This window comes from Nocardiopsis endophytica (assembly GCF_027706725.1).
Classification (GTDB): Bacteria; Actinomycetota; Actinomycetes; order Streptosporangiales; family Streptosporangiaceae; genus Nocardiopsis_A; species Nocardiopsis_A endophytica.
In genome coordinates this window covers 96420-120739 of the sequence record NZ_JAQFWQ010000004.1, presented here as the reverse complement: position 1 = coordinate 120739, position 24320 = coordinate 96420, and the positions used below count along the sequence as shown (strand labels likewise).

Here is a 24320-nt window from a genome sequence, read left to right as displayed (position 1 = left end):
GTATCGCCCCGTCCGGCCCGGTGTTCGGACGATGCGCGACCGTGTCGGCGCATACGGCCGGTCCGCCTCTCCCGGAGGGCCGTAGAATTCCGGCGACCGCGGGCGAGCGCCCCTTCCGCTCCCGAAGACCTGGCTTGGAGATCCCGTTGAGCTACCCCTCCCCCTCCGGCACGGGCGGCCGGTCCTATCCGCAGCCTCCGCCGCCTCCGGGCGCCTCCGCCGGACAGGGCTCCGGCGGAGGGGGCGGCAACAAGGCGCTCGTGGTGGCGGTCGTCTTCCTGGGCTTCGCCGTGCTCGTCGCGGCGGCGGTGGTGTTCTTCACGATGGGGCGCGGCGCCGAGGGCGAGGGCTCCCCGGACGCGTCCCAGGAGGACGCCCAGGGTTCCGGCGGGGAGTCCGGCGGCGGGCAGGACGGCGGGCAGGACGATGCCGCCGCCGAGGACGACGCCGGCCAGGAGCCCCAGGACACCGTCGTCTTCGACGACGAGCTGACCGTCGAGGTCGCCAGCCCGCAGAGCTACATCGACCTGGACACCGATCCGCCGCTGGTGACGGACGCCAGGGTCGACGGCTACGACTTCGTCCTGCGCCCCAACATCAACGGCGTGGCCTTCGAGAACTCCTCGGGCGGCATCGCCCCGCTCCCCGAGGGCGCGGAGGCCCCCGACAAGGCCGCCTGCCTCGACGCCGTCGAGACCAACGGCACCACCGGCGCCGACTTCACCCCCGGCGCCCGCTTCTGCGTGCAGACCGACCAGGGGCGCGTGGCCTCCGTCGAGGCCGTGTCCTCCCCCGGCGGGACCGGCACGGCGACCCTGCAGGCCACCGTCTGGGAATGAGGCCCATGAACGGGATCCCCCCTGAGCAGCAGATGTGGCAAGCCGGCTGGGAGAGCGGTGTCGACCTGCGCGACGCGCTCCTCTCCGGCCTGGAGATGCCCCGGCTGCCGTTCGTCCCCGTCCGCCTGGAGCCCGGGGAGGTCGCCCACGCCGAGCTCGTGGCCGACTACTCGCGCTTCTACGCGATGGACGTGAACTACCAGCAGTCCAACGGCTTCTACTTCGGCTCGCCGGTGTTCGTCGCCGCCGGGCTCACCGCGCAGGCGATCGGGAACGCCTCGGCGCGCAACCGCGCCCAGGCCATGGCGGCCCCGCAGTGGCGGGAACAGCAGCGCGTCGGCGTCTACGTCACCGACCGGCGCCTGCTGGCGCTCGTGGACGGCACCCGCTGGCTCTCCTGGTGGTACGAGGGGACCATGCAGGTCAACCCGCTGCTCGACCAGTGGGCGCTGGTGGAGCTCTTCAACGACACCGAGCCGCTGCGCTGGCAGGGCCCCGCGGTGCCGTGGCTGTCGGTGGCCGTGTCCTACCTGGCCTTCGGCCACGACCACCTGCTCCACCACCCCGAGCTGGCGCGCCTGTCCATGGTCGAGGGGTGAACCGGATAGGGTCGCCGCACATGAGGCTGACGGTGCTGGGCGGGAGCGGTGCCTGGCCGACGGCCGCCCAGGCGTGCAGCGGCTACCTCCTGGTGCACCAGGGCTTCCGGCTCCTCGTCGACCCCGGGTTCGCGGTGATGCCGCGCCTTCTGGAGCACACCGCGCCCGCCGCCGTCGACGCGGTCCTGGTCAGCCACGGCCACCCGGACCACTGCGCCGACCTCGCCCCGCTGCTGCGGGCCCGCGCCTACGCCGACCCGCCCTGTCCGCGACTGGCCGTGCACGCCCCGGGCGGCGCGCTGGACGCGGTGCTCGCCCTCGACCGCGGATCCGCGGTGGACCACGCCTGGGACCTTCGGGAGTTCGACCCCGGCGACACCTTCCCGATCGGCCCGTTCCTCGTCGAGACGCAGCGGCTCCCGCACCACGTGCCCAACGCCGGGCTGCGCCTGACCGCCTCGGGCACGGTCTTCGCCTACACCGGCGACACCGGTCCCAGCCCGCACATCACCGACCTGGCGGCCGGCGCCGACCTGCTGCTGTGCGAGGCGACCTATGTCGACCGCGTCCCCCTCCTGGAGGCGCCGTACCTGCTCTCCGCCGAGCTCGCCGGGAGGTACGCGGCCCAGGCCGGGGCGGCCCGGCTGATCCTGACCCACCTGTGGCCGGGGACCTCCCCGGCCGAGGCGGAGCGGGCGGCGGCCATGTCCTTCCAGGGGCCCATCACGGTCGCCCGGCCCGGGCTGACCGTGCCGCTCCCGTGACCCGGCCCGCCCGGCTCACGCCGCCCGGGACGCCCGCTGAGGGGCGGTGGCCCAGGTGATCCGCGGTGAGGCGCCCGGCCGCGGCCGCACCAGGAGGTCGCCGGTGTAGGACTCGAAGAGCGCGCTGCGCTCCGCCTCGTCCAGGTCAGGGGTGAGGAGCACCGCGGGCACGCCGTGCTCGCCGAGCCAGGCCAGGGCGGGCGGGACGGCCCTCGGCAGCCGCCGCGCCCTACGCGGGGCCGGGACGGGCGCGGTTTCGGCGGCGTCGATGATCACGGCCCGGGTGACCAGGGTGAGCTGGCGGAGCATCATGCGCGGGTCGGTGGTGTCGGCCTGGTCGAGCCGGAGCTGTTCGAGCGTGCCCATTCCGTTGAGGCTCCGGCGCCGCTCGCCCAGGACCCGCTCGGCCGCGGCGTCCAGGGCCTCCTGGGTGGGCAAGGCGTAGAAGAATCCGTCGAGCCCGAACTTGGCGGCCAGGACCTCGGCGGCGGCGAAGGCCGCCTCGGTGTCCTCGGGGGACCCGATCAGCAGGAGGCCGGGGGCCTCCATCTCGAAGGCGGCCTCCACGGCGGCCCCGTGCACCTGCGGGTCGCCCCCGCCGCCGCTCGGGGCGGACAGGTCGGCCAGGGCCGGGGGCGCGGCCACCGGGAGCTCCCCGCCCTGCGCCGCCACCCGGTCGGCCAGGATGACCGCTCCGGACAGGGCGAGCTGGACGCCCGGGGGCGGAACGTGTCCGGCGAGGGATTCCAGGGGGAATCCGGCCGCCCCAGTCATTCCGTGGAACAGATCCCGTTGGGCGGCGCGCCATTCCTCTCCGCCCGTCTCCTCGGAATCCGCGCTTTCGCGGAGAACGTCCACCCTGTGGCCGCCCACGGCGTATCCCGCCCACTCGGCCGCCTCGCGCGACCACCCCTCCTCGCGCAGGAACAGGGCCGTCAGTAGCGACGAGGCGCGGTCGTGGCGCCCGGTGCGGGGCGCCACCGGGACCGGGGCCGCGGCCGCGTCACCGGAGAACCGGACCGCCTGCAGCGCCTGGTATCCGGGCGTGCACCGGCCCAGTCCGGACAGGGCGGACAGCCAGCGGTACAGGGCCCGCGCACGGCCCTCCCCGATCCCCGCGGCGAGCCCCTCGCGGAAGGCCGGGGAGAGGTGGCCGTCCCACAGGGCGTCGGCCGCGTCCATCGCCTCGATCATGTGCACGGCCAGCGGCAGCCCGGATTCGGACATACAGGTTTCCGGAATTTCTTCCGCCGCTTTTTCCCTCATCGGTCGCGGGTGCCACAAAAGCACCACCTCCTCGCAGAGGGAAAGCCAACCACGGCACCGTTCACACGGATTCCGGTGGCCGGTTCCGGCCACCTCGCACCGCCCGTCCCGCCAGCACGTCGGTGCGCTTCCCGTCCCGGACGGCGAACCGCCCGTCGACCAGCACGTGCGGCACGCCCACCGGGAGCGCGCGCGGGCGCTCGAAGGTGGCCCCGGCGTCCACCGTCTCCGGGTCGAACAGCACCAGGTCGGCCCTGTAGCCCTCGCGCACCCGGCCCCGGTCGGCCAGGCCCAGCCGCGCCGCCGGGCGGGACGTCAGGTGGGCGACGCACTCCTCCAGCGGCAGCACGCCCTCGTCGCGCGCGTAGTGGCCGAGGTAGCGCGGGAAGGTGCCGTAGGCGCGCGGGTGCGGCTTGTCGCCCTGGAGGATGCCGTCGCTGCCGCCGGTGTGCACCCGGTGGCCCATGATGGCCCGCACGTTCTCCTCGTGCCCGACGTGCTGCAGGATCGTGGTCCCGAGCCGGTCCTCCACCAGCAGCCGGTGCGCCGTGGTGAACGGCTCCTCCCCGCGCTCGGCCGCGGACGCCGCGACGGTCCTGCCGACGTAGTGGGACAGCGCCGGGTCGGCCACCCCGGAGATCTCGATGGTGTCCCACTCGATGGGCACCCCGTGGCAGCCGTCGGAGCCCTCCACCTCCATCACGTGGCGGATGCGCGCCGTCTCCTCCGGGTCGGCCAGGCGCGCGAGGACAGCGTCCGGTCCGCCCTCGCTCGCACGGCTGGGCAGCATCGCCGCAAGGGTCGTCGAGCCGGGGGTGTAGGGGTAGGTGTCCAGGGTGACATCGACGCCGTCCTCCAGCGCGCGGTCGACCAGGTCCAGGAGTTCCTGTGCGCGCCCCTTGTTCGGCGCGAAGTTCATGGTGGCGTGGGCCAGGTGCAGGGCGCACCCGGTCCGGCGGGCGAGGTCCACCATCTCGGCGTAGGCGTCGAGCGCCCCGGCCCCGTAGGAGCGGTGGTGCGGGCAGTAGTAGCCGCCGTACGAGGCGACCACGGCGCACAGCTCGGCGAGCTCGGCGCCCGAGGCGTACATGCCGGGCGTGTAGGTCAGCCCGGAGGACATGCCGACGGCGCCCTGTTCCATCCCCTCGGCGACCAGGCGGCGCATCCGGTCGAGCTCCGCGGCGGTCGGCTCCCGGTCCTCCCACCCCATGGCGAGCATGCGCACCGACCCCTGCGGCACCAGGTAGGCGGCGTTGACCGCGATGCCCTGGCGGTCCAGGCGGTCGAGGTACTCCCCCACCGTCCGCCAGTCGAAATCGATGTCGAACCCGTCGCCGTTCCACCCGGTGATGGCGCGGCGCACCTGTTCCAGGGTGCGGTCGTCGACCGGGGCGTAGCTCAGGCCGTCCTGCCCGAGGACCTCCAGGGTGACGCCCTGGGCGACCTTGGCCGAGTGGTCGGGGTCGCGCAGCAGGGCCAGGTCGGAGTGGGCGTGCATGTCGATGAAGCCGGGCGCCAGGGCGAGCCCGTCGGCGTCCAGGCGCTGCGCGCCGGTGAGGGGCGGCTCACCGCCGCGGCGGATCGCGGCGATGCGCCCGCCCTCGACGCCGACGTCGGCGGTGAAGGAGGGCCCACCGCCGCCGTCGATGACGCGCGCGCCCGAGATGACCAGGTCCACGGCGGCCTCCTAGAAGAACGTGCGGATGAGGTCGGTGACGGTCCCGTCCTCGGTGACGAGGGGCACCATCTCCCATTTGTCGAAGATCGTGCAGGGGTGCGACATGCCCATGCCCACCCAGTCGCCGACCTCCAGTCCGACGCCCTCGGCCACCTCCAGCCAGGCGTGCTGGTCGGAGAGCTTGGCGACCTCCAGGCCCTCGGCGGGGCGCACCGGCCCCCCGGCGGCCGGGCGCACCAGGTGCGGCCGGGGCAGGTGCTGGTCGTAGGCGGCGTCGCGGCGCCCGGCGTTGAGGAAGGCCTGGCCGGGCTCGGGGCGGGAGACCACCTGCGCCCACAGGGTGAAGGCGGACCGCAGCTCGCCCTCTTCGGGCACCCGGTTGAACGGCGTGCGCTCGCGGTAGAGGCCGTCGTCGTGGGAGACGTAGGCGCCCGACCGCAGCAGCTTGAGGACCGGGCGGCTGAGGCCGTCGAGCCCGGCGAAGACGTCGGCGACGGCGTCGAACCAGGCGCTCCCCCCGGCGGTGACCATGATCGTCTCGTCGGGCGCCAGGTGGGCGAAGCGCCCGTCGCGGTCGAAGGCCGCGGCCAGCTCGACCAGCTCCCGCAGCCACGCGGTGACCCGGTCGCTGTCGGCGCCGGGGACCTCGCCCTCGTACCCGGCGACCCCGATGAGCCGCAGGTGGTCGGCCGCTGCCACGGCGTCGGCGACGGCGGCGCACCCCTCGGCGCCGCGCGCGCCGGTGCGGGCGCCCGCGCCGGCGCCCAGTTCGACCACCACGTCCACGGGCCGCCGCGCCCCGGCCTCGCGCAGCGCCTCGTCCATCAGGGCGGCCCCGCGCGCCGAGTCGGCGTAGCAGGCGAAGGTGAAGCCCGGGTCGGCGTCCAGCTCGGCGGCCAGCCAGCGCAGGGCGGCCGGGTCGACCAGTTCGTTGGCGAGGAAGACGCGCGGCACCCCGAAGGCGCGGGCGACGCGGACCTGGTGCGGGACGGCGAGGGTGATGCCCCAGGCCCCGTGGCGCAGCTGGGCGTCGAAGAGCTGCGGCGCCATGGAGGTCTTGCCGTGCGGGGCGAACGCGAGCCCGTGGCGGCGCGTGTAGTGCTCCATGAGCGCGAGGTTGTGCTCGGTGCGTTCGGCCGACATCGCCAGCACCGGGGTGGTGAAGCCGCCGGTGAACAGGTTGCGCTTCTCGGCCGCGAGGGCCCCGGCGGTGGTGCCCGCCGCGTCGGGCGGCAGCCCCTTGAAGCGGAAGTCGACGACCTCGTCGGCGAGGCGCTCCAGGCCGCCGAGGCGGTGCGGGTGCGGGGTGGACATCGCGGCTCCCGGGTTCCGGCGTTGCAATATTTGCAATGGGCGTTGCGCTTCGCGCACGTCGCTGTCTACCATCCGGGGGAACGGCGGTCAACGGCGCCCCCCGCGCCTCCGGACCCCCCGGCCGGCCCGCCGGTCCGGACACCCCCAGACGACCCCGGCCCCGCCGGTGGACGAGGAGCGGCCCGACATGCCCCCCACCCCCCGCTTCGACGCGGTCTGCCTCGGCGAGTCCATGGTGACCTTCCTGCCCTCCCGGCCGGGGGCGCTCGCCGAAGTCCCCTCCTTCGAGCGCGCGCTCGGCGGGGCCGAATCGAACGTCGCCTGCACCCTCGCCGGGGCGGGCCACAGCGCACGGTGGATCGGCCGCGTCGGGGACGACGGGTTCGGCGACTATTTGGTCCGGGCCGTTTCCTCCTATGGCGTGGACACCTCGGCGGTCGCCCGCGACCCCGACCGTCGCACCGGCGTGTACTTCCGGACCGGCCGCGAGCGCATCTACTACCGGAGCGGTTCGGCCGCCTCGGCCATGTCCCCCGCCACCGTCGACACGGCCGACACCGACGCCGGGCGCGTCCTGCACCTCACCGGCATCACCCCGGCCCTGTCCGAGGACTGCCTGGCCCTGATGCGCGCGCTCACCGGGCGGCGCCCCCGCCGGCCCCTGGTGTCGTTCGACGTGAACTACCGCGACGAGCTGTGGCGCGACGCCCCGGACACCCCCGACGTCCTCCTGGAGCTGGCGCGGCGCTGCGACATCGTCTTCGTCGGCGAGGACGAGGCGGAGGCCGCCTGGGGCGTCACCGGCGGGCCGCGCGCCGTGCGCTCGGCCCTGCCGGAGCCCGGCGCGCTGATCGTCAAGCAGGGCCCCGCCGGAGCGACCGCCTTCACCGGCGACGCGCCGACCGGCGTCTTCTCCCCGGCGCCGGCCGTGGAGGTGTCCGCCCTCGTCGGCGCCGGGGACGCCTTCGCCGCCGGGTTCCTCTCGTCCACCCTGCGCGGCCTGCCGCTGGTGTCGCGCCTGCGCCACGGACACCTCACCGCCGCGGCCGCCCTCACCGCCCCTGGCGACCTGGCCCCGCCCCCCGACCGGGGACGCGCCGACGCGCTGGCGGCGCTGCCCGACGAGGAGTGGGGCACACTGCGTCTCGGCCCCGACTGGACCGACGGGGCCCGACCGTGCGCAGAGAGGGCCGCGACACCATGAGCCAGACCGTCGACCGCGCGCTGACCGTCCTGCCCCTGCTGGCCGAGGGCCCCGCCACGCTCGACCAGGTGGCCCGGCGCCTGGGGGTGCACAAGTCCACGGCGCTGCGGCTGCTGCGGCCGCTGTGCGACCACGGACTGGTCTACCGGCGCCCCGACCAGCGCTACCGGCTGGGCGCGCGGTTGTTCTCCCTGGCCCAGGAGGCGATGGAGTCGCTGGACGTGCGCGAGATCGCCCACCCGCACCTGCTCCGGCTCAACGCCGAGACCGGGCACACCGTGCACCTGGCGGTGTACGAGGAGGACGAGGTCGTCTACATCGACAAGGTCGACAGCCGCTACCCGGTGCGGATGTACTCGCGCATCGGCAGGCCGGTCGCCATCACCGTCGCCGCCGTGGCCAAGCTGCTCCTGGCCGACCTGCCCGAGGACGAGCGGCGCGCGCTCGCCGAGCGGCTCGACTACCCCAAGTACACGCCCCACTCGACGCCCGACGCACCGGCCTTCCTGGCCGAGCTCGCCCGGGTGCGCGAGCAGGGGTGGGCCACCGACCTGGGTGGCCACGAGGAGTCCATCAACTGCGTCGCCGCGCCCGTCAGGGGCCCCGACGGGCGCGTGGCGGCGGCGATGTCGCTGTCCGCGCCCAACGTGGTCGTGGGCGCCGACGCGCTGGTGGGGCTCCTGCCGCAGGTGCGCCGCACCGCCGAGGCGGTCTCCGCCGAGTACTGCGGGCGCCGCACCGAACCGGACCGGACCGCCGGACCCGACGAGCACTCCGACGAGCACGAGGAGAGACCATGAGCGCGTCCAGCCCCAAGACCGCCCTGACCCCCGCGACCCACACCACCCCGCCCGCGCGGTTCTCCCACGGGGTCCGCAAGGGGAACATCCTGCAGGTCGCCGGGCAGGTCGGGTTCGGCCCGGCCGCGGAGGGCGAGGCGCCCCGCCCGGTCGGCCCGGGCCTGCGCGAGCAGACCCTGCAGACCTTCGCCAACGTCGAGGCGGTCCTCCAGGAGGGCGGGGCCTCCTGGGAGGACGTGATGATGGTCCGGGTGTACCTCACCGACACCGGCCACTTCGCCGAGTTCAACCGGATCTACGACGAGTACTTCGCGGACCTGAAGGAGGCCCCGCCCGCGCGCACCACCGTGTACGTGGGCCTGCCCGCCGGCCTGCTGGTCGAGGCCGACGCCCTGGCCGTCCTCGGCTAGCCGGGCGTCCCCGCCCGCCTTCGGCCCCGGGGACGTCGGGCTCGAAACGGCCGCGTGGGCGCCCGCGCGGACGGGCGCGTGCACTCGGCGTTGATCTCGGGACAAATGACGCTTCCGGGCCGCTCTCAGGGGCGCTTTTCCCGAGGTCAACGGCGCAGGGGCGGGGCACCGCCGAACAGGGCCGAGGGAACGTCCCCGGGGCCCGCGCCGGACTCGCGCCGAGTCCGGGGCGGGCCCCGGGGTCACCGGGCCGTCTCCAGGTCCACCAGGTACCCGGCCACCTGGGCCCCTCCCGCCGAGGACTCCCACCCGTGGGCGGAGGGGGCCTCGGTCAGCTCCGTGCTGCGGGGCACGGGGCGCAGGGAGCGCGGGACGCTCCCGCGCACCTCGGCGTACCGGCAGCGGACGATGCGGATCCTGCGGACCGTGCCCGCCACCGCCACCGGCTCCTCACTTCCCGCGTGGTGCTCCTGGAGGTGCGTGACGCCCTCCGCGGTGCCGGGGTCCAGGATCTCGCCCATCCAGGCGCGGTCCGCTCCCCCGGCGGGCAGCAGGAACCACTCGACCTCCATCCCGACCGAGAACGGGTCGCCGCAGCACTGCAGCCCCCGGTTCTCCACCCACACCACCGCAGTCCTCCTCGCGGTGTCCGTGCGCATCCGTTCGCTCCTCGTCCATACTCGTCGGCCCCTCCCCGTCCACGGCTCTTCGACGCTCTGGGCCCCCTCGGCGCTCCCACGGATCGCGGGCGCCGGGCGCGTTCGTCCACAGGCGCGGAGATCCCTCCCCCGGCGGCTCCCCGACCGGCTTAGCGTCGAGGCCCGTGCCACCGTCCCGGGAGGAGTCCTCCATGGCGTCCCGACGCGAATTCGGCCCCGTCCAGCTCTCCAGGTGGCTGGGCATGCGCTACGGCGACTTCCAGCGCGCCTGCATGCTCGCCCTCGTCCCGCCGCCCGACGTGCGCGGCACCCACTGGTCCGAGGCCCTGGCCAAGACCCTCCCCGACCGCGTCGAGGAGATCCAGGCCGAACTGGCCGAACGCACCGCGCCGGACAGCGGGGCGGACGGCGCCGACGGCGCGCAGGACCACGGGCCCGGCCGCTCCAAGGGCCGACCGCTCGGGCCCGTGCAGCTCGCGCGCTTCATCGGCCTGGAGCGCTGGCAGATGGAGCGCGCCGTCGACCGCGGCCTGGTCCCCGCGCCCGACACCGACGACGGCAAGTGGTCGCGGCGGGCCGCGGCCGCCCTCCGCGACCGGGCGTCCGAGCTGCGCGCCGCCGTCGGCGACCACCCCGGGCACGGCTCGGTGCGGGCCGCCGAGGTGCTGGCCGAGCGCACCGGCCTGGACGTGCGCCGCGACGACGTGCTGGACCTGCGCGAGAGCGGCCTGCTCGTCCCGGCGGGCGCCTTCCGCGGCCACCCGATGTTCGCCCGGGCCGACCTCGACGCCCTGCCCCGCGACGCCGTCGCCCGCGTCGTCGCCGAGCGGGAGGCCTGGCTCGCCGCCAGCCTCACCCCCGAGGAGGCGGCCCGCGAGGCCGGGTGGTCGGTCGGCCGCTTCGAGGTGACCGCCGAGCGGGCCGGGCTGGAGCCCGGGCGCTACGGCCGGTTCGCGCGCGCGGACGTGGCACCGCTGCTGCCCGCCCCCGACCCGGCATGACGCTCACGGCGCACACGGGGCGCGCACGCGGCACCACCGCCGCCACCCGCCCCCTGACCTGTCGTGACACACGGGGATTCGCCCCCTGTCCTCGGTTTGTGGCAATGTCTGCGGCATCGCACCATGCGGGAGGGAACATGGCCGAGGGCCACGAGGGGACCGCCGATCCGCGGCTTGAGGCCGAGGGCGAACTGAGCATGGCGCGCCTGGCGCTGGAGGGCGGGGACCTGAAGCACGCCGCCGGCCACGTCGCCCGCGCCCTGGTCTTCGACCCCCGGCTGCCCGAAGCCCACGAACTCCTGGCGCGCCTGGCCGTCCAACCCGGAGGCGGCCCCGAGCTGTACCCGGTTGAGCAGCCCGTCTACCTGGGCGACGTGGTCGCGCGGGCGCACACGCTGGCCGTGCTCGGCCGCCCCGACCAGGCGCTCCCGCTGCTCGTGACGGCCCAGTGCCACCGCCCCGACGGCGCCTGGGCCGACGCCGCCTGGATGTACGACCGGCGGGTCGCCGAAGGCCTCGACCCCGACCTGGTGCGCACCAGCCTGCTGCGGCTGGTGGGCGCGCTGGACGACCCGGTCCCCGAGGATGTGCTGGGGGCGCTGCGCCCGTTCCTGGCCCTGCTCGACGGCTGCCTTGCGGCCCGGCCCGACGACCCGGCGCTGCTGTGGTCGGCCTCGATGCTGCTGCGCCGCTGCGGGCGCGCCCAGGACGCCGTCGCGCTCGCCCTGCGCTCCGAGGCCGCCGAGCCGTCCTTCCACGCCGCCATGGCCGCCGGGTACGCCTACCGGGCCGAGCAGCGCTGGGACGAGGCCGAGGCGGCGTGGCTGCGGGCCCTGGAGTTCGACCCGGGCAACCTCGCCCTGTACACCGACATCGGCGAGCTGCTCGCCAAGGCGGGGCGGCCGCACGACGGCCTGGCCTGGGTGGAGCGCGCGCTGGAGCAGGACCCCGAGGACGCCAGCGCCTTCCCCACCGCGTGCGGCATGCGCTTCTCCCTCGACGGGCGGCTGGACCACCTGGTCGCCCTCGCCGACCACCTGCGCGACCGCCCCGGCGGCGAGCACGCCGACCGGGTCCTCACCCAGAGCTCGCAGACCCGCTTCTGGCTGGGGCCCATCCCCTCCGCCACCGAGGCGGTGGTGAACGTGCTGCACCAGATGCACGACCAGGGCGTCGACCCGTCGACGTCCGCGCTCTCGCTGACCGTCTCCGCCCCTGAGCCGCCCAGCGCGCTGCTGGCGATGCGCCTGGCCGCGCCCGAGTGCACGATCTCGGTGGCCGAGGTCCCCGAGCCCGACCCGCGCCTGACCGTGCCCGAGGTGTCCTCGCGCGGCCCGGTCCGCGAGGTCGGACTCCGGCTGTGGCGGTACCGGGGGGCCGACGCCGAACCGGCGGTGCCGCCGCCCTCCGCCGAGGCCGCCGAGGCCCTGGGCATCCTGGCCGCGTACCCGTGGCGGCACCTGCCCGCCGCCTACGACGAGGCGGTGCGGCTGTCGGGGCTGCCGCTGGAGGACCTGCTCGGCGCCATGGTGCACCCGCCCGCCCCGCCCAGCGGCCCCTCCGCCGTGTGGCCGGCCTGGATCCGGCGCGTGCAGGCGTGGGCCTGCCTGGGCATCGCCCACCACCGCGGCGACCAGCCCTGGGAAGGGTCGGACCGCCGGGCCGTCCTGGTCGACCTGGCCTACGGCCCGGAGGACTGGGCCGCCGAGGCGGCCCTGCTCTCGCTGGCCGCCACCGCCTGGGTGCACCCCGAGGCCCGGCAGGACGTCGCCGAACTGGTCGCCTGGCGGTTCCTGCTGGCCATGGAGGCGGCGCGTTCGCGCCCGGTGACCCTGCTGGAGTCGCTGGCCCACCTGGTCCGGTCGGTCCCGGGCATGGACGCCGACGTCCTCGGCCTGGCCGAGGACGTCCTCCGCGAGGAGGCCGGGGAGGACGGGTAGCGCATCCTCCCTCCCCGGCCCCTCTCTCCGTTCCCTCCCCCTCGTCAGTCGACCAGGCGTGCGTCGGGGTGCTCGGGCGAGTCGGCGTCCAGGATGGGGCGCGGCTCACCCCGCAGGTGGTGGTCGAAGAAGGCCCGCACGTAGGCGCGCTGGGAGGCCTCCAGCCGCAGCGGGTCGTCGGCGGTTCCGATCGTCCCCTGCACCTGCTCCTCCGACAGGCCGAGGCCGTCGGCGATCTGCGGCATGATCACCTGGAAGTCGGTGAAGGAGTAGTGGCGCGCCTCGGCGAAGCCCACGTCGCGCTTCCAGCCGGTGGAGTTGTCCCACAGCCGCCCCCAGTCCTCGAAGGTGTGGTGGGTGTTGGGCAGGAGTTCCCCGTCCTGGACCCGGCTGCCGCCCATGAACATGAACGGCCGGTCCAGGCCCTCGTCGGCGGTGGGGAAGAGCTCGGCGAACTCCGGGTCGGAGGTGTAGTCGACGCTTCCGTCCATGTCGATCCCGGCGTCGATGCGCTCGTCGGCGCCCATGCCGTGCACGGTGGTCGCGCCGCCGAGGGACATGCCGAACATGCCCACGGTGGAGGGGTCGAGCGCCTTGGCCAGTCCGCCGGGCAGCCTGCGCCCGTCGGCGTCGGTCCACCCCTTCCGCGTCGCGGCCTCCACGCTGTCCAGGACGAAGCGGGTGTCGGGCACGCGCGCCTTGGTGAACCCGGTGATGAGGTTCGGCTCGTCCGCCCAGTGCCGGTCCCCGTCGTCGAAGCGCCCGTCCGGGAAGCGGACCGGCGCCTCCCCGGTGTGGTCGACGGCCACCACGGCGTACCCGTGCGAGGCGAGGTCCTGAGCCATGCTCGTGCCGAAGACCCGGGGCACGGCGGCGCCCGGGGAGTAGAGCAGCACCGGGAGCCGGCCCGCCCTGCGGTCGACGCGGGCGCCGGGGACGGCGGACCCGGCCGCGCTCTCCCAGTCGACGCCCTCGAACCGCTGCCCCACCTGGTACTCGGTGAACAGGTCGCCGACCCGCTGGTCGGCGTAGGGCGCGGGCTCGTCGCCCGGTCCGTGCCTGGCGGGGTACCAGACGCTCACCGCCAGCTCGCGCACGTCGTCGGTCCACGGGGTGGTGCGGTCCTCGTCGACCAGCCGGAGTTCGGCGGTGCCCACGTCGTAGGGGCCGGTGGGGTCGGGCAGGTCGAACGTGACCGATTCGGGGGCAGGGGGTTCCGCGGGTGAGGCGGCCGCGGGCAGCGCGGTGAAGGCGACGACCGCTCCCGCGGCCACGGCGCCCACGGCCACCGCGTCCGGGAAGCGGGGGGTGAGGAGGGAGTCCATGGGGGAAGATGTTATGCGGCAGACGCTTTCCGCTCCAGTAGGCGACCACGTCGCTCCCGGTAGTGCCACCACCCCCGTGCGCCCCGTGCGTGGCAGCGGAATTCGCCCTCCGTTCGCCTGTGCGTCGCCCGGCCGCAGGTAGGTTCGCGGCGACCCCGTACGTCCACCACCGATGGGAGTGACCGGCCGTGGCGCAGCGCCTCGTCCTGCACATCGGCGTCCAGAAGTCGGGCACGACCTACCTGCAGCGGATGCTGGAGGAGCGCACGGACGCACTGGAGGCACTGGGGGTGGTCTACCCGCTGCCGGAGGGCGAGGGCCCGGTGCGGGTGAACGCGCACGAGGCGGCCACCTACGGCCTGCTCGGCGCGGAGTACCCGTGGGTCGGGGCGCGCAGGGCGGCCGCCGAGGAGGCCTGGTGGCAGCGGCTGCGCGACCAGGTGCGCTCGTGCGCGGGGACGGCGGTGGTCTCCGCCGAGGCCCTCGCGGTGGTGAGGTCCGACGCGGCGCAGAGGGTGATCGACGAACTCGGCGCCGACGAGGTGCGGGTGGTGGTCACGGCGCGCGGCCTGGGCCGTCTGCTCCCGTCGTCCTGGCAGCAGCACGTGCGCAACGGGCGCACGGCGGGGTTCCCGCGATTCGTCAACGGACTGGCCGCGCAGCGCGCGCGGGGCTGGGAGAGCATCGAGAAGGAGCCCGACGCCCACATGTGGCGCGCGTTCGGGCTCGGAAGGCTGGCCGGGAGATGGGCGTCGCTGGTCGGGCCCGACCGGGTCGCCGTCGTCTGCAACCCGGGGTCCGGGTCGGGGCGGCTCTGGCACCGCTTCATGGAGGCGGCCGGGCTCTCCGAAGAGGCGGAGCGCGTTCCGGCCCCGACCGAGGGGACGACCGTGCACGGCGGGGTGACGGCCGCTGAGGCCGAGGTGCTCCGCGCCCTCAACGGCCGCCTGGCCGCACAGGGGTGGTCCCACGAGGAGGGGGCCCTCCTCCGGGACGAGATCGTCGACGCGTTCCGTGCCCGGGAGGACCGGGGTCCGCGCGTGGCGGTCCCTCCGCGCTTCCGCGACCAGGTGGCCGCGTGGAGCGCCGAGGACATCGACGACCTGCGCGCGAGCGGCGCCTTGGTGGTGGGCTCCCCGGAGGAGCTGGCCTACGTCCCCGACGAGGACCCGGACCCGCCGGGCTCCAACGACATCGCGGAGGCTGCCGGCACCGCGGCGATGGCCGCCGCCGCATGGTCCGCGCCATCGCCCGCCCCCGCCGAGGAACCACCGCGGAAGCGGAGCGTCCTCCCCGGCCTCACCCGCCGAGCGATGGGCCTCCGCCCCTCGGGTGGCGGCGCGGACCCCCCGCCGTCGCCCCCGAACAGCTGACACCCGCCCACCACCCCAGGGCCGGAGCAGCAACGACGCAGACAGACGTCGCCGGCCGCCCGGCGTGTGCGTGGTCACCCCGCTGAGCAGCGACGAGGAAGCCGACGGCCCATCCGGCACTGTCGGAAAGGCCGCCGACCCGCCCTCGTCGCCGTCCTGAACGCCGCACCCCAGAGTCCCGCCGCTCGGCCGGGGCCCATATGCGGGGCACCTGCCGAGCCGCCCCGCATACCGGGGCCGCGAAAGAGCCAGCTGACCTGCACCACCGCGCACACCCTGGGGCGGTGTGGGCCCGCCGATGGGGATGGAACCCGAACCCGATCACCCGACCACGGCGCCCCAGGAAACGGACGGCCGCAGAAGACGAACGCTCCATCGTTCCAGCGGACGCGCCCTCATCTCTCGCTCCTGTGGACCGTGCCGACGGCCGGAAAACGTGTGGCCTTCTGAGGCCACCCCGCGTTAGCGTTCCAGCGATGCCCATCTCGGACAGAGTGCGCCGCCCTTAGCGGCGGCGCGTACTCCAGGACTCGCTCCGCCGCACCAGAGCCGATCGCCGGTGCGGCGCCTCATGCTGCCCGGCTCCACCATCGACCTCGGAGCCGAGATCCCGTGCAGACCGTTTCTCCGACGGCCCACGCGCTCACGAACGCGCGCAAGAGGGTCGTCCTCATCTCCGTCCTGCTGTCCACACTCGCCTTCCCCCTGACCATCACCGGTGCCTCGCTGGCGCTTCCGGACATCCGGAGCGGCCTCGACGCCTCCCTGGCGTCGACGCAGTGGGTGGTCAACGCCTACAACGCCTGTTTCGCCGCCTTCCTGGTGCTGTCCGGCGCCCTCGCCGACGTGCTGGGCAAACGGCGCGTCTTCCTCGGCGGGGCCGGGCTCTTCTGCGCCGCGGGCGCCCTGAGCGCCCTGGCCCCCGGCATCCTCGTGCTGGACGCCTCCCGCGCGCTGGCGGGGATCGGCGCGGCGGCCGCCCTCACCGGCGGCTCCTCGATCCTCTCGGAGGTCTTCGACGGCCCCGCCCGCGCACGGGCGTTCGGTGCGCTCGGCACGGTGCTGGGCGCGGGCACCGCGTTCGGCCCGACGGTCGCCGGTCTGCTGGTCGACCTGGCCGGGTGGCGGGCGGTGTTCGCCGTCCCCGCCGCCGTCGCCGGGGCGGTGGTGCTGCTCGGCCTGTTCTTCCCGCCGTCGCCGGGCGTCCCCGGGCGCAGGGTCGACTGGGCGGGGGCCGGACTGTTCACCACCGCGCTCCTGCTGCTGATCACCGTGCTCGTCGAAGGGCCCGAGCGCGGTTTCGGCTCGCCTCCCGTGCTGGGCGCCGCCGTCGCGGCGGCGGTGGCGGCGGCCCTGCTGCCCCTCGCCGAGCGCCGCGCCGCGGCCCCGCTGCTCGACCTGCCGCTGCTCGCCAACCGCCGGTTCCTGGCCTTCGCCCTGGCGGCGGGGGCGATCATGGCCGTCCTGGTGCCGCTGCTGGTGTACCTGCCGACCTACCTCATCGCGGTGGTGGGCCTGGAGCCCGGCCGGGCGGGGGCGTGGCTGCTGATGCTGACCGTGCCCACCGTGGCGCTGCCCGCCGTCGGCACCGCGCTGGCCAAGCGGCTGCCCGCCGGGGTGACGGTCACCGGCGCGGTGCTGCTGTCCGGCGGCGGGGCCGCACTCCTGGCCGGGATGGGCCCAGACAGCACCCCGCTCACCCTGCTGGCGCCGTTCGCCCTCGTGGGCGCCGGTGCCGGGCTGACCAACGGCATCCTGGACGGGCTGGCCATCGGGAGCGTCGCCCCCGACAGGGCCGGGACGGCGGCCGGGCTGTTCAACACGGTCCGCATCACCTCCGAGACCGTGGCGATCGCCGCGGTCGGGGCGGTGCTGGCGGCCCTGACCGGCGGCGCGCTGTCGGGGAGCGGCGCCACCGGTGCGATGCACACCGTGGCGCTCGCCCTGGGCGCGGCGGCGGCCGTGGCGGCCGTGTGCGTCACGGTCCTTCTTCGCCCCAGGCGCTGAGGACGCGGTCGATGTCGGCGGCGATGCGCGCGCGGGCCTCCTCGCGCGGCACGCCGCCCATCAGCAGGTCGTCGTAGGGGGTGTCCTCGTGGCGCACCGACGCGATGACCGCGCGCCGCACGGCCCCGGGGTCGAGGTCGCGCCCGGCCGCCGAGCGCCCCACGCGGCCGCTGCCCCGCGCCCCCGTGTGCAGGGCGATGCGCTCGGCCCGCTCCTTCGGGCACAGCGGGAAGCGCTGCAGGATCTCGGCCGCGAACCTCTCCTGGAACTCGACGTCCTGCACCGCCCTGCGCTCGGCGTCGCGCTCGCGCCGCCGCGCGCGGGCGTCCTCGTCGGCCAGGCACTGGCGCTCGGCCTCTTCGAGGGCGCCCTCCTCGACCAGCAGGCCCACCCGGCGGAACTTCTTTCGGGAGGAGACCCAGCGGACGACGACCGCGGAGAGCCTGCTCTCCTTCTTCGCGCGGCGGGTGAGCGCGGCGTCGCCGGAGGGCAGCATCACCAGGTGGCCCATGTCGACGCACTCCATGCAGTGGGGCTTCGACTCCTCCATGAGCCGGAAGAGCTCGTTCTCGGCCCCACAGGCGGCGCACTCCCAGCTGTCGGAGGCCATCTGCACGACCAGGTCGGGGGCCTTGGTGCGGCGCTTCTGCTCGCGGTTGCGCTGGGCGGTGGTGGCATCGGGCGCGATCCAGTGGGTGCGGAACGCGCGCTCCCCGGTGTCCCCGGTGCCCCCGGAGCCCTCGGGCGCGTCGAGGAAGCGCAGCTCCCGCCGCTCGCGGGCGGCTGCGAGGTACTCGCCCTCCTCGCGCTCCATCCCCCTGCTCTGCGCCCACACCTCCAGGAGTTCGACGGCCGTACGCAGCTTGTCCGGCGCGACTTGGACGACGTGCTGGAGAGAGGGCACCGCCTGCCGGCGCCACCGGTCCACGGCCTTGTCGGTCAGCCAGCCCAGGGACGTGAACACGTCGAGCACGGAGACGGCCCCGCGGCGCGCGACCGCCGCGTCCGCGGCCTCGGCCACCCTTCGCCCCAGCCTGGTGTCCAGATCAGCCGGTCCCACACGCCCTCCACATCATTTCCGAATTCCCGGTGAACCTTCGGCGCCCGAACACCGTACAGACAGATGAACCGCCCGCAACGCCGGGCGGGACCCCGGGCGCAACGCGCGCGCCTCGCACACCTCCCGCGCCGGGCACCTCACGCGCCCCGGAGCCGCTCCCGCGCGCGCAGGGCGGCGTCGTCGGCCGCCGCCCTCCCGGCGTGCCAGCCGTCGATGTCGGCGGGGCCGCGGACGCGTGAGTAGGTCAGCTCCTGGAACATGCGGTCCACGGCGGCGTCGACCTCGCGCTTGCGCTCGGCGAACAGCGGAACGAGGTCCCGCCCCTCGGCGGCGTGCTCGGCGGCGGCCTCCCGTTCGGCCTCCTGGGCGCTGCGCTCCAGGCGCTCCCCGATGCGGTCGGCGAAGGCAGCCCAGAAGGAGGCGCGGAACGCCTTCCGGTTCGAGCGGCCGGCCTTCTCGCGCCGCGCCCCGGTGGCGACCATGGCGGAGGCGGCCTGCGCCAGCAGGGACGCCGCCAGCAGCTCCACCCCTTCCACATCCGCCGGGCGCCCGACGACCGTGCACAGGCCGAGCTCCTGGTGCCACACGGCGCGGCAGTGGTTGGCCTCGGCCACCACGTTGAGCAGGGTCGCCTTGTGCTCGTCGTAGGGGGCGTCCACGGGGAGCCGGACGCCGACCGTCTCCGGCGAGGGGCCGCCGCCCGCGCGGAGGAGCGCCTCATCGATGCTGTGCCGGGCCATCATGGCCTGGGCGCGGGCCGTGAGGGCCTCGGCCTCGTCCGGGAACTCGGTCGACTCGGCCTTGGCCAGCAGCGCGCGCACCCGGTCGAGCTTGGGCGAGCCGGTCGGTCCCGCGACGGGCGCCTCCGCCTCCCCTGGGCGGGCGCACAGCCGCTGCAGCGGCGGCACGGCCTCCAGCAGCACCGCGAGCCTCAGAGCGAGCTCGACGGCCTCGAACCGGGTCAGGTGCGCGGCGCCCGGCCGGACCGCCCCCGCGCCTTCGGCCGCGTCGGCCTCCAGCGAATGGAGCTGCTCGCGCCAGCGCGGGTCGAGCGCGGCCCCGGGGCGCTCGCGGTGCTCGGCGAGCACGGCGTCGGCGCACGTCCGCTCGGCGTCCGCGCCCAGTTCGCGCCCCGCGTGCCGGACCAGTTCGGCGGGCTGCCAATTCCGCCGCCAGGCGTGGGCGACGTGCGAGGTGAGAACGGAAAGGAGGGCGCGGTCGACGGTGCGCGCCCATTCGGGGCGGGAGGAATCGGCCAGCGGCGCGAGTGCGGCGTCCACGCCCGCCTCGTCGTCGTCACGGACGGCGCCGACCGCCGAACCGATCAGCTCGGACGCCTTCTCTGCCTCGCTCACCCGTCCAGTCTGCCAGGACCCGCCCGGCCGCCGGTACGGGCGCCGCCGGGGCCGGGGGTGGCCCCGCCCCCTCGCGCCGAGGGGCGGGACCGGCGGAACGGGTCTTCCGCGCAAAAGCTAACCGTACCCGGCGGTGCCCACAAGGGTGATTCCACCTGTCCTAAGGCGCGAAATCGCAGGAAGTGCGGGGCTCGCCGAAAAAGTGAAGCGCATCACGTCCGAACCCGTTCCCGGATTGCCGCACAATGCACATTTCACTCTTTTACCGGAAAGGGTGTTCCAGGGCGCTTATCAGCGTTCGCGCACCTTCTCCAGGATCCGCGCGGCCAGGTCGAGCGTCCGGTCGGCGTCCTCGGCCAGGTAGAGGAGGTCCACGAAGGCGTGGCCGACGCCGTGCTCCCCGGCCTCCAGCACGGTGGTGGCGATGTCCTCGACCGACGCCTCGGCGGTGGGGTTGACCCTCAGGACCACGTCCAGGGCGCCCGGGTCCCGCCCGCTGCGCTCGGCGGTCTCCCGGACGGCGGTGAGCGGCCGGTCGATGGCCAGGGCGAGGTCGGCCATCCCGGGCACGACGGCGATCGGCAGGAACCCGTCGGCCCGCCGCCCGACGCGCTCCAGGGCGGCGGGGGCGAACCCGCCCAGGTAGACCGGCGGGCGCGGCTTCTGGACCGGCTTGGCGTCCATGTGGCTGCGCGGGATCGACCAGTGGCGGCCGCTGTGCCGGACGGTCCCCTCGCCCCACAGGGCGTCGAGCGCGTCGAGGCATTCGTCGAGACGGCGCCCGCGCTCCTTCATCGGCACGCCGACCGCCTCGTACTCCTCCGGAGACCATCCGGTTCCCAGGCCCGGCAGCAGCCGCCCGCCGCTGAGCAGGTCGATACTGGCGAAGGAGCGGGCGAGCACCGCCGGCGGGTACCAGGGGGCGTTGATGACGTTGGTGCCCAGGAGCACGCGCTCGGTCGCGGTCGCGGCGGCCGCGAGGACCGTGAACGGGTCGAGGGCGGCGTTGAACTGCTCGGGGATGTAGTCGGCCCCGGCGTAGCCGACCTCGGGGTCGACCGCGGCGAGCAGCCGGTCGCCGACCCAGAGGCTGTCGGCGCCCATCTCCTCGGCCTGGCGGGCGAAGCGGGCGATGTCGCGGGGACGGTGCGCGGCGGCACCGAACTGCGGGAGCGAGAAGCCCAGTTTCATGGGGAGCCCTCCTGTATGGGGGTCGCTTGCTCGGCCACACGCTACGCCCCGGAATGCGCTTCCAGCGCGGGGCCCCCTCCCACCACTCTTCAAGGATTTCTGAAGATTCGATACGTTGGCTTCGACGCGACCCCGAACCCGTCCCGCGGAACGGAGCCCCATGAGTGCCGTCGCCCGGATCCTCCGCGTCCGCGTGGAGCGCGACCTGCCCGTCCCCGTCCGCGGCGGCGCCCTCCTCGCCGACCGGTACCGCCCCGCCTCCGCCCCGCGCGCGCCCCTCGTGCTCATGCGGACGCCCTACGGACGCGCGAACACCGGCCTGCTCCCGGAACTGCTCGCCCGGCGGGGCTACCAGGTCCTCCTGCTCAGCGTGCGCGGCACGGCCGGGTCGGCCGGGCGCTTCCACGGCTGGCACCTCGACCCCGGCGACGCGGAGGACACGCTCGCCTGGCTGCGCACCCGCCCGTGGTTCCCGGGCGCCTTCGCCACCTGGGGGGCCAATTTCCTGGGGTACACGCAATGGGACCTGGCCTCGCAGAGCGCACCCGAGTGGAAGGCGGCCGTCATCCAGGACGCCCCTTCAAGCGCGTACGACTCCGCGCTCTACAGCGGTGCCTTCCCGCTCTGGGACAGGAACCTGGGCACCGGCGAGCGGGGACCCACGATGCGGGCGGTCACCCAGGAGGTGTTCGCCGACCGGGAGAGGCCGTCGGCCCTGCACCTGACGGCCTGAACAAGAGCACACACCGCAGAACCACGACCAGCGCACCGGCCGACGCCGCCGTGACCAGCGCGGCCCAGGCGTCGGGCACCCAGGTCATGGGGAGCCTGGCCCCCATGACCCCGACGAGCGCGGCCAGGCCGAGTCCCGGGAGTGCCCCCGCCACACCCCACAGCACCGCCGCCCCCGCACGCCGCCGCGCGCGCACCCCGGGCGGCCGCACGACGAGCACGGCCGAGCGCACGGCGGCGGCGATCATGAGCACCGCCAAGGCGGTGGTCCCCCAGACCACCGAGTGGTGGAGCGCCGCCCCGGCCTCCTCGGGCGCTTCCCCGCCGGCGAGGATGCGCGCCGCGCCGAACCCGACCTGCATGACCGCCTCGTCCTGCAGGAGACCGTGCATGTTCTGCTCGACGACGAGCGCGCGCTCCCCGTCCGGCATCAGGAACAGCATCCCTGAGTAGCCGGGAGCCGCACCGGTGTGCCAGACCGCGCCGTCCAGCGGCGCGTCCAGGCCGCCGACCCGCCATCCCAGGCCGTACCCGGTCCCCTCCCCGTCCGGGCTCAGCCGTCCTTCCTCCCGCATCAGCCGCACGGACTCCGGGGTGAGGACCTCCTCCCCGTCGGCGGTACGCCCCTCGCGGAGCTGGAAGGCGGCGAAGGCCGCCAGGTCGTCCAGGCCGCCCCCGGTGTACCCGTAGGCGGCGCCGCCGTCGTCGACGCCGTCGGCCACCGGCGCCGGAACGCCCCACAAGGGCAGGTGCCCGGGTGCCAGGCCCCGTTCGGCGGCCTCGTCCCGGCCGGCGATCGCCCCGTCCATCCCCGCCGGGTCGAACACGGCCTCGCGGACGTGCTCGGCGTAGGTGCGCCCGGTGACGGCCTCGACCACCGCCGCCAGCACCAGGTAGTTGGCGCTGGAGTAGGCGTAGGCGGTGCCCGGCGGCCCGAGCGGGCGCACGCCGTCCAGGGCGCCGAGGCGCCCGGCCGGAGGCGGGCAGTCGGGGTCGGTGCAGTCGACGGCCCCGACGGCCGACGCGGGGATGCCCGCGGTCTGGTTCAGCAGGTGGCGCACGGTGACCCGGGAGGCGTGGCCGGGACCGCCGAACCGGAACGCCGGCAGGTGGTCGGCGACCCGGTCGTCCAGCCCCAGCCGCCCCTCCTGCACGAGCACCATCACCGCGGTCGCGGCGACCGGCTTGGCGACCGACCCCCACAGGAAGGGGGTGCGCCCGTCGACCGGGTCGCCCCGGCCGTCGGTCCCCCAGGTCCGCCGGTGCAGCGGCCCGTCGGGGCCGACGACGGCGTAGCCGAGGCCGGGCACCCCGGTGGCCTCCATCCGTTCGCGGACGTAGGCGTCGAGCTCGCCGTACCGACCGGCGGCGGCCGACCCCGCATCCGTCTCGGCATCCGTCCCCGCCCCCGCGGCCGGGACGGAGCCGAGCAGAAGGCAGGACACAAGGACGGTGGCGGCCGCCGCGGTGCGGCGCAGGCGGATGCGCATGGGGGCTCCTCCAGGCGGGGAACGGATAACCGTATATGCATACGGTTTTTACCGTACGCTGATACGGTTATCAAGTGCCGCGAACAGCCGACCACGACCAGCGCCGCCGCCAGATCGCCGACGCCGTCTGCGCGCTCATCTCCGACCACGGCCTCGACGCGGTCACCGTCGCCCGCACGGCGGCGGCCGCCGGGATGTCCGTCGGGCTCGTGCAGCACTACTTCCGCACCAAGGACGACATGCTGCTGCACGCGTTCACCACCGTCAGCGCCCGCATCCGCGACCGCGCCGAGGGGCACATCCGGCAGGGGACCGAGCACCGCCGCCCGATCGCCCGGGTCATGGCCGAGGTGATGGCCGAGTTCCTCCCCCTCGACGAGGAGCGCCGGGCCGAGTACCGCGTGGCCCTCGCCTTCGCCGGGCGCGCCCTGGACGCCCCCGCCCTGGCGGAGGTCGACGCGGAGACCGCCCGTCGGCTGCGCCGCGACGTCGCCCGCGCCGTGCACAACGGCAAGGAGTGCGGCGAGGTCGATCCGGACCTGGACCCGTGGCCCGCGGCCGTGCGCCTGACCGCCGTCACCGAAGGGCTCGCGATGCAGGTCTACCGCGACGGCGCAGGCGGTGCCGAAGGGGGCGGGGCCGGCGGGGAGGCGGCGGCCGCGCACTGCGCGTCGGTCATCGAGGCCGAGCTGGCCTCGGTGTTCACCGGCGAGTGCCGGCAATACGCCGACGCGCCCTCATGACGAGGGTGGTGGCGAGCTGGGCCGTTAGTGCCAGGGCGAAGAACGCGAAGGGGATGCCCAGGCCCAGGCAGAAGAGGTTCATGAGGATGAGGACCGTGATCGAGCCGCCGGCGTTGCCGTCCACGAAGGCGCGGTCGTAGTCGCCCGCGGAGAAGATGTGCCTCTCCCCCTCGACGAGGCGGGCGCCCTCCTCCGTGCGCCCGATCTCGCAGGGCCCGTCCATGTGGACTCGGACCTCTTCGAGGGGCGGACCGCCCGCGTCGGGACGGAAGGCGGCGATGCACCTGTCCGAGCCGCGGCCGCTCGCCTTCCGCAGGTCCGTGACGGTGACCGTGCCGGACTCACCGCGGCCCCCGTAGGCCGCGCGGACGTCCCGGACGCTGTTCGTGGTGATGTCGGCGGAGGCCGCGAAGAGGAAGGCGGCGAACAGGCCGCACACCACAATGATGACCGCCGCCACCGCGACGGGAGCGTCCGGATCCCTGTCGATCCGCCTGAATCTCACCACGCCCCCTCCGACGCCGCCGCGGCGGCCCGGCGTTCCATCCCCATGCCACGCCGGGCTGCGGT

22 protein-coding genes are annotated in these 24320 nt (G+C 75.2%); 12 read left to right on the top strand and 10 right to left on the bottom strand.

The annotated features are described in order from the left end of the window. Positions 1-134: 134 nt before the first annotated feature. The 3 genes from O4J56_RS02600 to O4J56_RS02590 are packed head-to-tail and all read left to right on the top strand — an operon-like array spanning position 135 to position 2202. Entirely contained in the window at positions 135-839 is a 705-nt protein-coding gene (locus O4J56_RS02600; protein ID WP_270683423.1) for a hypothetical protein, read from the top strand. Positions 840-844: 5 nt separating this feature from the next. Next, entirely contained in the window at positions 845-1438 is a 594-nt protein-coding gene (locus O4J56_RS02595; RefSeq protein ID WP_270683422.1) for a hypothetical protein, read from the top strand. A 20-nt stretch (positions 1439-1458) separates the two neighbouring features. After that, positions 1459-2202, top strand: a complete 744-nt coding sequence (locus O4J56_RS02590) for an MBL fold metallo-hydrolase (RefSeq protein ID WP_270683421.1) — start codon at positions 1459-1461, stop codon at positions 2200-2202. Positions 2203-2217: 15 nt separating this feature from the next. On the opposite strand, the gene O4J56_RS02585 is transcribed toward O4J56_RS02590, so the two are convergent. The 3 genes from O4J56_RS02585 to O4J56_RS02575 form a co-directional block, all read right to left on the bottom strand. After that, a complete protein-coding gene (locus O4J56_RS02585; protein WP_270683420.1) occupies positions 2218-3429 on the bottom strand; it encodes an HD domain-containing protein in 1212 nt (403 codons plus the stop codon). A 100-nt stretch (positions 3430-3529) separates the two neighbouring features. After that, positions 3530-5146 carry an N-acyl-D-amino-acid deacylase family protein gene (locus tag O4J56_RS02580; protein ID WP_270683419.1) on the bottom strand — a complete coding sequence of 539 codons (1617 nt, stop codon included), beginning with the start codon at positions 5144-5146 and terminating at the stop codon, positions 3530-3532. 9 nt (positions 5147-5155) lie between these two features. Beyond that, on the bottom strand, positions 5156-6460 hold the full coding sequence (locus tag O4J56_RS02575; RefSeq protein ID WP_270683418.1) for a type III PLP-dependent enzyme domain-containing protein: 1305 nt from the start codon (positions 6458-6460) through the stop codon (positions 5156-5158). Between the two features lie 187 nt (positions 6461-6647). Here O4J56_RS02575 and O4J56_RS02570 point away from each other — a divergent pair, with 187 nt between their 5' ends. Genes O4J56_RS02570 through O4J56_RS02560 form a run of 3 tightly spaced genes read left to right on the top strand, consistent with a single transcriptional unit; the run spans position 6648 to position 8874 of the window. Further along, positions 6648-7664, top strand: coding sequence for a sugar kinase (locus O4J56_RS02570; RefSeq protein ID WP_270683417.1), 1017 nt, complete (start codon positions 6648-6650; stop codon positions 7662-7664). Beyond that, positions 7661-8464: an IclR family transcriptional regulator gene (locus tag O4J56_RS02565; protein WP_270683416.1), complete on the top strand. Its 804-nt coding sequence runs from the start codon at positions 7661-7663 to the stop codon at positions 8462-8464. The genes O4J56_RS02570 and O4J56_RS02565 overlap by 4 nt, the downstream gene beginning before the upstream one ends. Next, positions 8461-8874: a RidA family protein gene (locus O4J56_RS02560; protein WP_270683415.1), complete on the top strand. Its 414-nt coding sequence runs from the start codon at positions 8461-8463 to the stop codon at positions 8872-8874. The genes O4J56_RS02565 and O4J56_RS02560 overlap by 4 nt, the downstream gene beginning before the upstream one ends. A 242-nt stretch (positions 8875-9116) precedes the next feature. Here the strand turns inward: O4J56_RS02560 and O4J56_RS02555 are convergent, their stop codons facing one another. Continuing rightward, complete coding sequence (locus O4J56_RS02555) at positions 9117-9533, bottom strand: DUF6578 domain-containing protein (protein WP_270683414.1); 417 nt, start codon at positions 9531-9533, stop codon at positions 9117-9119. 191 nt (positions 9534-9724) lie between these two features. Here O4J56_RS02555 and O4J56_RS02550 point away from each other — a divergent pair, with 191 nt between their 5' ends. After that, the gene (locus tag O4J56_RS02550) at positions 9725-10534 is read left to right on the top strand and encodes a hypothetical protein (RefSeq protein ID WP_270683413.1); all 810 of its coding nucleotides are present in this window, start codon (positions 9725-9727) and stop codon (positions 10532-10534) included. A gap of 137 nt (positions 10535-10671) precedes the next feature. After that, positions 10672-12474, top strand: coding sequence for a hypothetical protein (locus tag O4J56_RS02545; RefSeq protein ID WP_270683412.1), 1803 nt, complete (start codon positions 10672-10674; stop codon positions 12472-12474). Between the two features lie 44 nt (positions 12475-12518). Here O4J56_RS02545 and O4J56_RS02540 read toward each other — a convergent pair whose 3' ends face one another. Further along, positions 12519-13799 carry an alpha/beta hydrolase family protein gene (locus O4J56_RS02540; RefSeq protein WP_270683411.1) on the bottom strand — a complete coding sequence of 427 codons (1281 nt, stop codon included), beginning with the start codon at positions 13797-13799 and terminating at the stop codon, positions 12519-12521. Between the two features lie 188 nt (positions 13800-13987). Between O4J56_RS02540 and O4J56_RS02535 the strand changes: the two genes are divergently transcribed. Together O4J56_RS02535 and O4J56_RS02530 are read left to right on the top strand one after the other, a co-directional pair. Then, positions 13988-15172, top strand: coding sequence for a hypothetical protein (locus O4J56_RS02535; RefSeq protein ID WP_270683410.1), 1185 nt, complete (start codon positions 13988-13990; stop codon positions 15170-15172). Between the two features lie 612 nt (positions 15173-15784). Next, positions 15785-17179, top strand: a complete 1395-nt coding sequence (locus tag O4J56_RS02530) for an MFS transporter (protein WP_270683409.1) — start codon at positions 15785-15787, stop codon at positions 17177-17179. On the opposite strand, the gene O4J56_RS02525 is transcribed toward O4J56_RS02530, so the two are convergent. The 3 genes from O4J56_RS02525 to O4J56_RS02515 form a co-directional block, all read right to left on the bottom strand. Continuing rightward, positions 17151-18239 carry a DUF2293 domain-containing protein gene (locus tag O4J56_RS02525; protein ID WP_270683408.1) on the bottom strand — a complete coding sequence of 363 codons (1089 nt, stop codon included), beginning with the start codon at positions 18237-18239 and terminating at the stop codon, positions 17151-17153. The two genes, O4J56_RS02530 and O4J56_RS02525, sit on opposite strands and share 29 nt — an antisense overlap. A gap of 137 nt (positions 18240-18376) precedes the next feature. Next, complete coding sequence (locus tag O4J56_RS02520; RefSeq protein WP_270683407.1) at positions 18377-19594, bottom strand: DUF2786 domain-containing protein; 1218 nt, start codon at positions 19592-19594, stop codon at positions 18377-18379. Positions 19595-19885: 291 nt separating this feature from the next. Beyond that, positions 19886-20785, bottom strand: coding sequence for a TIGR03619 family F420-dependent LLM class oxidoreductase (locus tag O4J56_RS02515; RefSeq protein WP_270683406.1), 900 nt, complete (start codon positions 20783-20785; stop codon positions 19886-19888). A 160-nt stretch (positions 20786-20945) separates the two neighbouring features. On the opposite strand from O4J56_RS02515, the gene O4J56_RS02510 reads away from it, so the two are divergent. After that, positions 20946-21518, top strand: a complete 573-nt coding sequence (locus O4J56_RS02510) for a CocE/NonD family hydrolase (protein WP_270683405.1) — start codon at positions 20946-20948, stop codon at positions 21516-21518. Here the strand turns inward: O4J56_RS02510 and O4J56_RS02505 are convergent. Continuing rightward, complete coding sequence (locus tag O4J56_RS02505; protein WP_270683404.1) at positions 21460-23007, bottom strand: serine hydrolase domain-containing protein; 1548 nt, start codon at positions 23005-23007, stop codon at positions 21460-21462. The genes O4J56_RS02510 and O4J56_RS02505 overlap by 59 nt on opposite strands. A 74-nt stretch (positions 23008-23081) precedes the next feature. Here O4J56_RS02505 and O4J56_RS02500 point away from each other — a divergent pair, with 74 nt between their 5' ends. Next, a complete protein-coding gene (locus O4J56_RS02500) occupies positions 23082-23750 on the top strand; it encodes a TetR/AcrR family transcriptional regulator (protein WP_270683403.1) in 669 nt (222 codons plus the stop codon). On the opposite strand, the gene O4J56_RS02495 is transcribed toward O4J56_RS02500, so the two are convergent. Next, positions 23710-24255 (bottom strand): hypothetical protein, encoded by a 546-nt coding sequence (locus O4J56_RS02495; RefSeq protein WP_270683402.1) that lies wholly within the window; start codon positions 24253-24255, stop codon positions 23710-23712. The two genes, O4J56_RS02500 and O4J56_RS02495, sit on opposite strands and share 41 nt — an antisense overlap. Between the last annotated feature and the right edge of the window lie 65 nt (positions 24256-24320).